General features: G+C 37.8%; 7 protein-coding genes. 2 read left to right on the forward strand and 5 right to left on the reverse strand.

Translation table 11 applies throughout. The features are described 5' to 3' along the window. Nucleotides 1-4: 4 nt before the first annotated feature. The 4 genes from OQZ33_RS22965 to OQZ33_RS22980 all read right to left on the reverse strand — a co-directional run bounded on the left by OQZ33_RS22965 (nt 5) and on the right by OQZ33_RS22980 (nt 3,837). Nucleotides 5-1,753, reverse strand: coding sequence for an APC family permease (locus tag OQZ33_RS22965; protein WP_265801851.1), 1,749 nt, complete (start codon nt 1,751-1,753; stop codon nt 5-7). Nucleotides 1,754-1,828: 75 nt separating this feature from the next. Continuing rightward, the gene (locus tag OQZ33_RS22970; RefSeq protein ID WP_265801852.1) at nt 1,829-2,401 is read right to left on the reverse strand and encodes a hypothetical protein; all 573 of its coding nucleotides are present in this window, start codon (nt 2,399-2,401) and stop codon (nt 1,829-1,831) included. Between the two features lie 129 nt (nt 2,402-2,530). Continuing rightward, nucleotides 2,531-2,917, reverse strand: coding sequence for a LytR/AlgR family response regulator transcription factor (locus tag OQZ33_RS22975; RefSeq protein WP_265801853.1), 387 nt, complete (start codon nt 2,915-2,917; stop codon nt 2,531-2,533). A 455-nt stretch (nt 2,918-3,372) separates the two neighbouring features. Continuing rightward, nucleotides 3,373-3,837: a hypothetical protein gene (locus OQZ33_RS22980; protein ID WP_265801854.1), complete on the reverse strand. Its 465-nt coding sequence runs from the start codon at nt 3,835-3,837 to the stop codon at nt 3,373-3,375. 256 nt (nt 3,838-4,093) lie between these two features. Between OQZ33_RS22980 and OQZ33_RS22985 the strand changes: the two genes are divergently transcribed. Continuing rightward, nucleotides 4,094-4,576 (forward strand): DUF305 domain-containing protein, encoded by a 483-nt coding sequence (locus tag OQZ33_RS22985; protein WP_265801855.1) that lies wholly within the window; start codon nt 4,094-4,096, stop codon nt 4,574-4,576. Between the two features lie 804 nt (nt 4,577-5,380). Here the strand turns inward: OQZ33_RS22985 and OQZ33_RS22990 are convergent. Continuing rightward, nucleotides 5,381-6,142, reverse strand: a complete 762-nt coding sequence (locus OQZ33_RS22990; RefSeq protein WP_265801856.1) for a carbonic anhydrase family protein — start codon at nt 6,140-6,142, stop codon at nt 5,381-5,383. 697 nt (nt 6,143-6,839) lie between these two features. On the opposite strand from OQZ33_RS22990, the gene OQZ33_RS22995 reads away from it, so the two are divergent. Then, nucleotides 6,840-7,163 (forward strand): hypothetical protein, encoded by a 324-nt coding sequence (locus OQZ33_RS22995; protein ID WP_265801857.1) that lies wholly within the window; start codon nt 6,840-6,842, stop codon nt 7,161-7,163. Nucleotides 7,164-7,237: the final 74 nt, after the last annotated feature.

A 7,237-nucleotide genomic window follows, 5' to 3' on the forward strand; every position in this document is an offset into this window, starting at 1 on the left:
CAATTTACATGATCAGTCTAACTCCACCAAGTTCGGAAACATGGTAGGGAAATTTATCTCCAGGCGCTCCGATAAACATAAAATTTTTAGGGATTTTCCACTCTTGAGATAATTGTTCAATCAGTTCGGGACCGAATTCTCCCTCTATTTCCACAAAATCAATATCAATGTCGGGATAGGCCCGATCCAGTACCAGGATGTCCGATTTAAGGTTCGCATTATCGCTATCGCTGTTTGCTATGTGCACAATCTTTATTTTTTTTGTGGCCTCATTTTCCTCCACGTAAATCATCACCCTGTTCAGCACCGCAACGTTGTCCCCCCTGGTGAAGAAGACAAGTTCCTGGGCATTGATTTTGATCAGTGCCCGGTGAGGCCGGATGTTGTCCAGCACCAACCGTTTGTAAGATTTGTCCAGATGGCGCATTGAATAGAGTGTCCACTTTATAATCTGCGCTCTTTTCAGCATCACAATGATAAAAAGCATGGCCGGAACCAGGTATTGCAGGAAAACGTAAAAAGCATGGGCGTTGAGCAGCAGGTTACCAAAGAAAGCGGCCAGAATAAAAGATATGGCAACGATCACGGAAAGTATTGTGGCCCTTTCAGGGCGTGGCAGGCGGTTCCGTTTAATTTTCAGCATGAGATTTCCCATGCCAAAAAGTGCCATGACCAGCAGGAAGGAAAAGGTATAGACCCCGGCAAGGTTCACCAAACTTCCCCCGGTCACTAATAGTATAGAAAGACATAAAATAAAAAAACCGATGACAATACGGTAATTAACGCCTCTGCGGTTTTTTACCAGAAAAAAATTGGGCAGAATCCTGTCCAGAGCGATACGCTCAGCGAGTCCTGTTACGCCAACATATGAGGTCAAAACCGCTCCGCTGAGAACCAACACCGCATCAATGGAGATCAGGTAGGCCAGCCATTTGCCGCCCGCGGTTTCTCCCATAAAGGAAAGAAGCGATTCCTTATGATCATCAATCCCGGCCAGGGGAATGATACTCAGCGCCAGCAGTGCAATGGCAGGATTAAAGAAGCTCACCACCCGCCACATGTTCCTTAAAGTTTTTGGGAAAACGCCTGGCCGTTGTTCTTCCACGAAGTTCGCAGAACTTTCAAAACCGGATATTCCGAGCATAGCAGCGGAAAAGCCAAAAAAAAGGGCTGCCATAATCCCACCTGACCGGACAGGAAGTTGCCAGTTCTGCTCGAATATCGCTACTCCATGATGGATGACGAACCAGCGCCCTGCCAGAATCAGCAATGTGAGGGAAGCAATGTGTGTGATAAAGATAATGACCGCAACGACAGCGGACTCACCGATTCCTATGATGGCCATCATCATAAAAATCAATAGCAATAGTATGGTCGCTGGAATCAAAGGAAGCACATGAACAATATCGCGGAAATAATGCATGCCCTCGTATGCCGAGATCACAGCGGTAGCCATATAGGACAATATCGTCAGGCATGCGGCAAAGGATGCGGTAGATTTTGAAGTGGTATTGAGCAATACATTGTAAGCACCGCCATTCAAGGGGAGTGCACCTACCACCTCACCATATATTTTTCTAAAAAGATAGAGCACAAGGCCCACAACGATCAGCGAAATCCATGCATATTGACCAGCATAGGAAATGGTAAGTGCTGCAACATACAAGCAGGAAGAGCTGATGTCGTTGCCGCATATGGCTGTTGCTTGTAGCTCATTTAGCTTAAATGAGGGTTTGTGTAGTGATTTATCCATTTGTTTCGGTTTCAGGAATTATCGATTAAAACTGCCCTTTTACTTATCAGTCTCGAAATGTAAATGATCAATGAATTAATTGACAGTGTAGGCTGGCATGTGATAGCTAATTGACAATGTCCCAAGACGTCTATTCAGGTCTAATATAGGCGTTGTAAGCACCAGCGACCTGCCTCGCTGTGAATAAATCCTGGCACTGTCACTTTGTAAGAAAGTGCTGTTGTAAAAAATTGAATAAGGTTTTCCTTCTTCCTTTTTATCAGTAGAGAGCAAAATAATATTGCGTTGATCCACAATAGAGATTTCCTCAAAGTTTTTTTCTTTCACCATCTGATTCATATAAACACTAATGTCCTGCCGGTTTCCCGAGATCATTTTATCCCGGATGGCCCAGGCGAGTGGTTTAGCTAACAATATAAGCTGTGCTTTTAAATTCGCATCCATTTGCATGGAAACTTTTCTTCTCAGAAGTCTGTTGGTCCTATCATTTTCAGATTGCATACTCCTGTTTTCTACAGCTTTCCAGATCCAAAGACCGGAAATAAGGGCAAAGAAAATCAGGATCGTAATAAGAAAGGTCTTTCGGTAAACCACTGGCGTACCCAATTGGGTTGATTGCTGACTATTTATTGGCTTAGTGTTATGCATCGTTTGATGTTTTGTATGTGTATAAGGTCAAGACGTTTCCGGATTCTTTTAATCCAACTTATAGCAGAGGAGAATAACAGAAAATAATCGGTCTCTTTTTAAGCCTAAGGTTGTATGAATACAAACAAGTTAGCAGTTTGTTCTGGTCATTTCACATTCTAATTGATTAACTGTTTTTACGAATTTTTGAAAGCTGACCGGTTTGACCAGATATCGGTCAGCTTTTACCGAGAAAGCGTTGAGTGCATGTTCGGGGTGTCCGGTTACAAATACAATAAAGCGGACATCATCCCTTAGGATTCTGGCGATATTAAGCCCGGAAATTTCCATGTTAATATCCAGAAATAAAAAGGTTACCCGTTCATTATTTTTAATTGCCCGAACAGCCGCTGTCGGATCTGAAAAGCTTTCAAGAAGGGATAGTTTGGGTACTGACTGAAGATATTCTTTTAAGAGCTCTGTGCTATTGTCATCATCATCAATGATTACACATTTATACTCTGATGCTGATTTCATTATGAGGTAAGTATATTTATTTTCATTTTGATTAATTTTTTTTTGATTTAAATGGTTTGGTTTCTGCTGGTTAATCTGATTGTAATCGATTATTCAAATCAAAAAGAAAAAGGGCCAGAAATATGCTCCGGCCCAATTCCAGACAACAATGTTTTTGATAGGAGGCTATTCCATTGTGGATCCTTCTATTAATCTAATTGATCAGCTAGCTTTTTTTGATTGTAAATACATCTTATCTACGCTTTTTAGTAAATAGCAGAATGGATTTAAGTTCTTATTCTATGATCAAACCAAAATTCTGGCGAAAATAAAAGCTGTAGGTTTTAGGCTTTTCCTGCGGTCAATAAAATCCAGAAGATAGGCTGTTGATCAATCTATAGACAAATCCCGACAACTGATTTACCTCAGGGATAATCACTAAGTAGTGCATACAGTAAGTGCTTAATTTATAGAAATCAAAAGGTAGCCAATCGGTAAATGAATAGCACTAAAGCGCTTGTTACATTAGGTGTATGATAGGTAATTGGAAGCTCTGCGAACTGCGTTACCAGGTTGAAGATAAATGTTTCCTGTGCTATAAAATCAATATGGGAATCTCCTCCCATCTGAAACTTCTTCCGGTACTTTTTTTGCCTCGGCTCCGCATTAGAAAGAGCGAAGTATATCTTTTCATTAGCCGTTAAGCGCTTAGTCAGATGATGGGCTTTTTCAGATCCGGATTTTTTCCACGATACGGTGGATGAAGAAATTACAAGTTTAAAAGCAGAAAAAGATAAAATAATGACGCAGGTAAATACTGCTTGCATAAGAATCAGCAAACTCTTCCTGAAAATTGTCTCTTTTGTCTTTTTTCTCATTCCTGTTACCGGTAAGCGACAAGTTACAAAAAATATATTTTTAAGGGAAAAGTTTTGTAACATAAAGCCACTACTAATTAATCTGAAACGTTGGCTCTATTTTGATAACGGTGAGCAAGGTTTTGAAAGATAATCCTCTACTTTAAGGATCAACAGTAGAGAAAATTTCATGTCTATCGTCTGCAGGATAACCATATAGGCAGTTTAAGCTTATCTGGCCAAGGCATCGAGTCGGATATTGGAAGAGCAACTAAGCTAGCCTCGCTAAGAAACAATCATCTTTGTAATGTGTTATTTAATAGGTAACAAAATTTTAGATATGAAAAGTAATAGTTATAACGCCTTAGGTGTGAGCTTAACCTTATCGTTTGTTTTGATGTACACAGTAATGTTCTTAAATGTTGATGATGTTGATCATATCTATCTCAGCCTGACCAGAACTTACATGACTTTGCTGATGGTGGCTCCGATGGCAATTTTGATGTTATTAGTTATGCCGAGCATGTATCCACAAAAACGAAGGAATTATTTGATTATGGGTAGTTCAATACTTATTTTTATCGTAGCCCTGGTTATGCTCAGGACACAGATCCCGGTGACTGATAGCCAGTACATGCGTGCCATGATCCCTCATCATTCTTCGGCCATTATGACCAGCAAAAATGTGGATTTAAATGATCCGGAGCCGAAAAAACTTGCCCAAAATATTATCGTCTCCCAGCAAAAAGAAATTGCACAAATGAAAGCAATTCTTGAAAGGCTCCAACATGAGAGCGAAGAGCAAGTTCCAGTAGATAAGTAATTATTCATGCCATTGAAGGGTTTGAAATGAGGCATCACTTGTTATTTAAGCGAGCTGCTAAGGAAACAGGTAAGATTCGACTATAAATACTTCCAATGATTGATTATGCATCAATCGGAGAAGCGATACGCTTGGTTTATGCGCTGTAGAAGCCCTCTACAGTTTACCTGCTGCAACCAACCCCCTACCCAGTCATGGCTATCAGATTGAGAGTAAATGTCGTGAGGGCAGTATAAAGCTGAAAATTCAGGAATTATCATGGTTTAAGTCTCGGAACTAAAAAAGTGATCACAATAACTGCCAATTAACAATATTAGTTTTTGATATGCTTGCCTTTAAAAAGTACTGATCATTTTTTGGCATGCGTTAAAGCTTTTAGGCTTTACACTCTTAAACAGTTCTGTCATTTTGCAAAGATTAGTAAATGATCACCAGTTCATCATATTCTTAAAACGGGCGATGAATGCCTATGATAATTCCAATGTTTAGCCTTTAGCGTTTGATTCCCTTTAAGCAAAATTTAATAGCTGACCCTGTATTTTCTTTTTAATGAATTTTATTACTAAAAGAAGAGTAGCTGCTCTGCTAACATTGTATTCTAAGATTTATTCTTATAAATGACTTGCAATAAGCTCTTTTTCGTTTCTGATGGAAGATTGTTCAAAGTTCAGAAGGCAATGAATTTATTTAAAATTATGATTCTTTATTTTCTTTTACTTATCCAAAGACGCCATTCATAGTGATTTCTAATTAATTATTGGATAGTTATTAGTTAATGGGCTAGTTGAGAGTCTATCGTTTGCGTTACAGCATTGAAACCTTTCCGGTTTTCATATTATATACACCACCAACTATTAAAATCTGCTTTCTATCTTCCATTTCTTTAAGAATGGGACTGCCTTGCCGGATTTCAATAATCGCCTGTTGCACATTTTCTTCGCATACTTCCTCAACAAAGCCGGCATCCTTTGAAGTTTTTCCAAACTCATGACTTTTGACTGCTTTGTATACTGCCGGTTTTATTTTATCGAGTAAGCCAGTAATGTTTCCGAGTTTTACACCATCTATAGCAGATTTTATTGCCCCACAATATTCATGTCCAAGTACGAAGACTACCTTTGCTCCAGAAACTTTACAAGCATATTCCATACTTCCTAAAATATCATTGTTAACAATATTTCCAGCAACCCTTGCTACAAATAAATTGCCTATCCCACTATGAAATACATCCTCTACAGGCACTCTTGAATCTAGGCATGATAAAATTACCGCTTTAGGATATTGACCAATCGAAGCTTTTCTGACCCGTTCAGTGGTATTTCGTACAGTCAGGTTGTCTTCGACAAAATTCTTATTTCCTTTCATAAGTCTTTTGACAACTTCATCTGGCTTTAAATCAGCTTGTTCCTTTTTTGATAGCGGTTCAGAAACTAGAATATCTCGTTTTTCGATCTCTATTGTTTCCAATTGATCAACTGGATTGCTGTTGTTAGTTGGTTGATTTCTAAGGCAGGATGTTATCGACACTGCAATAAAAATAATTGCTGGAATTCTAAAAGTTTTCATAAAAAGAAGATAAGAGTTTAAAGATTTAGTTCATGATGCGGTCATTGGATCTTCCTCTAAAATAAGCAAAGCCTATAAATTATTGTACGTTTTAAAGTTATAAGTTAATCTTGTTACTTAAATTTATTACACATTCAAGTTGGGAACGTTGCTTTCCAGTACCTACGGTTATAAAGAGGTGTTATATATAATAACAGTTAAAATGCAAAGGAATTAATCTCGAAAGAAATCGAAACCCGAAAATGAGATTATACATTATCTATATATTATGATAAATCTGGAAGCAATCTTTTACTCCTAAAATATATATGGAAGTACACAGTGCGCAGGATTGATTGGTTTTTTGCTTCGAAATGGGATTAATACGTTTCTTCCTCTAGATAGTTCGTGATTTTTATAAGTTAAGTAAAATCTTATACATTCTTGGAAAATAAATTTGTAAACTATTAATCAGCTTCGAGATTGTTAGAATAATAATGGACTTAGGTAAATATTAGCATCATTTAAATTTGGTATTCAGTAATCTGCTTATTCGTTTGATTTAAAACTCATATTAAAGTACCTCAGTCATCCTCCGGAGTTGAGGCAATTTTTAACATAGAAAAACACAATGTCTATATGTAGAATCATTTTGTATGGTGTAATTTTTGCTGGTAGAATTTATCTAATAGCTTTATGGAGACCTAATTGCCTAAAAATGAAAGCTCATTTCTTTAAACTACGTAAGCCCTTTGAACTCTTCCCACACCCTTATACGATCGGAAATCTTTTTGGCCCTTGGAAAAAGAACGCTGATAATCATTTTATCCTAAAGCTTCAAAGTATTCCAGAAGAAAAATATGTGGAATATTATAACTATCACCTTAACCATTCGCTGAAAGACAATAACGCTACCGAAGAAGTTTTTTTCAAAGAATTATGGTTGCTCATTGAAACCAGGATCGGCTATTTCCAAAATCGTAATCCGTATGGAAGTACACACCATCAGGATATTAATAACCTGAGTTCGATTAATAAATGAGGTAAAAAATTAGTCAATCAAAAGAAAAAACCTTATATTTAAGTGTCTTAAAACCAAATACTTAGATATAATTC

It is taken from the genome of Pedobacter sp. MC2016-05, from assembly GCF_026239735.1.
Classification (GTDB): Bacteria; Bacteroidota; Bacteroidia; order Sphingobacteriales; family Sphingobacteriaceae; genus Pedobacter.

Coding starts and splice junctions, on each gene's coding strand:
- OQZ33_RS22965 (WP_265801851.1), bottom strand. CDS start 1,753: ATGGATAAATCACTACACAAACCCTCATTTAAGCTAAATGAGCTACAA.
- OQZ33_RS22970 (WP_265801852.1), bottom strand. CDS start 2,401: ATGCATAACACTAAGCCAATAAATAGTCAGCAATCAACCCAATTGGGT.
- OQZ33_RS22975 (WP_265801853.1), bottom strand. CDS start 2,917: ATGAAATCAGCATCAGAGTATAAATGTGTAATCATTGATGATGATGAC.
- OQZ33_RS22980 (WP_265801854.1), bottom strand. CDS start 3,837: ATGTTACAAAACTTTTCCCTTAAAAATATATTTTTTGTAACTTGTCGC.
- OQZ33_RS22985 (WP_265801855.1), top strand. CDS start 4,094: ATGAAAAGTAATAGTTATAACGCCTTAGGTGTGAGCTTAACCTTATCG.
- OQZ33_RS22990 (WP_265801856.1), bottom strand. CDS start 6,142: ATGAAAACTTTTAGAATTCCAGCAATTATTTTTATTGCAGTGTCGATA.
- OQZ33_RS22995 (WP_265801857.1), top strand. CDS start 6,840: ATGAAAGCTCATTTCTTTAAACTACGTAAGCCCTTTGAACTCTTCCCA.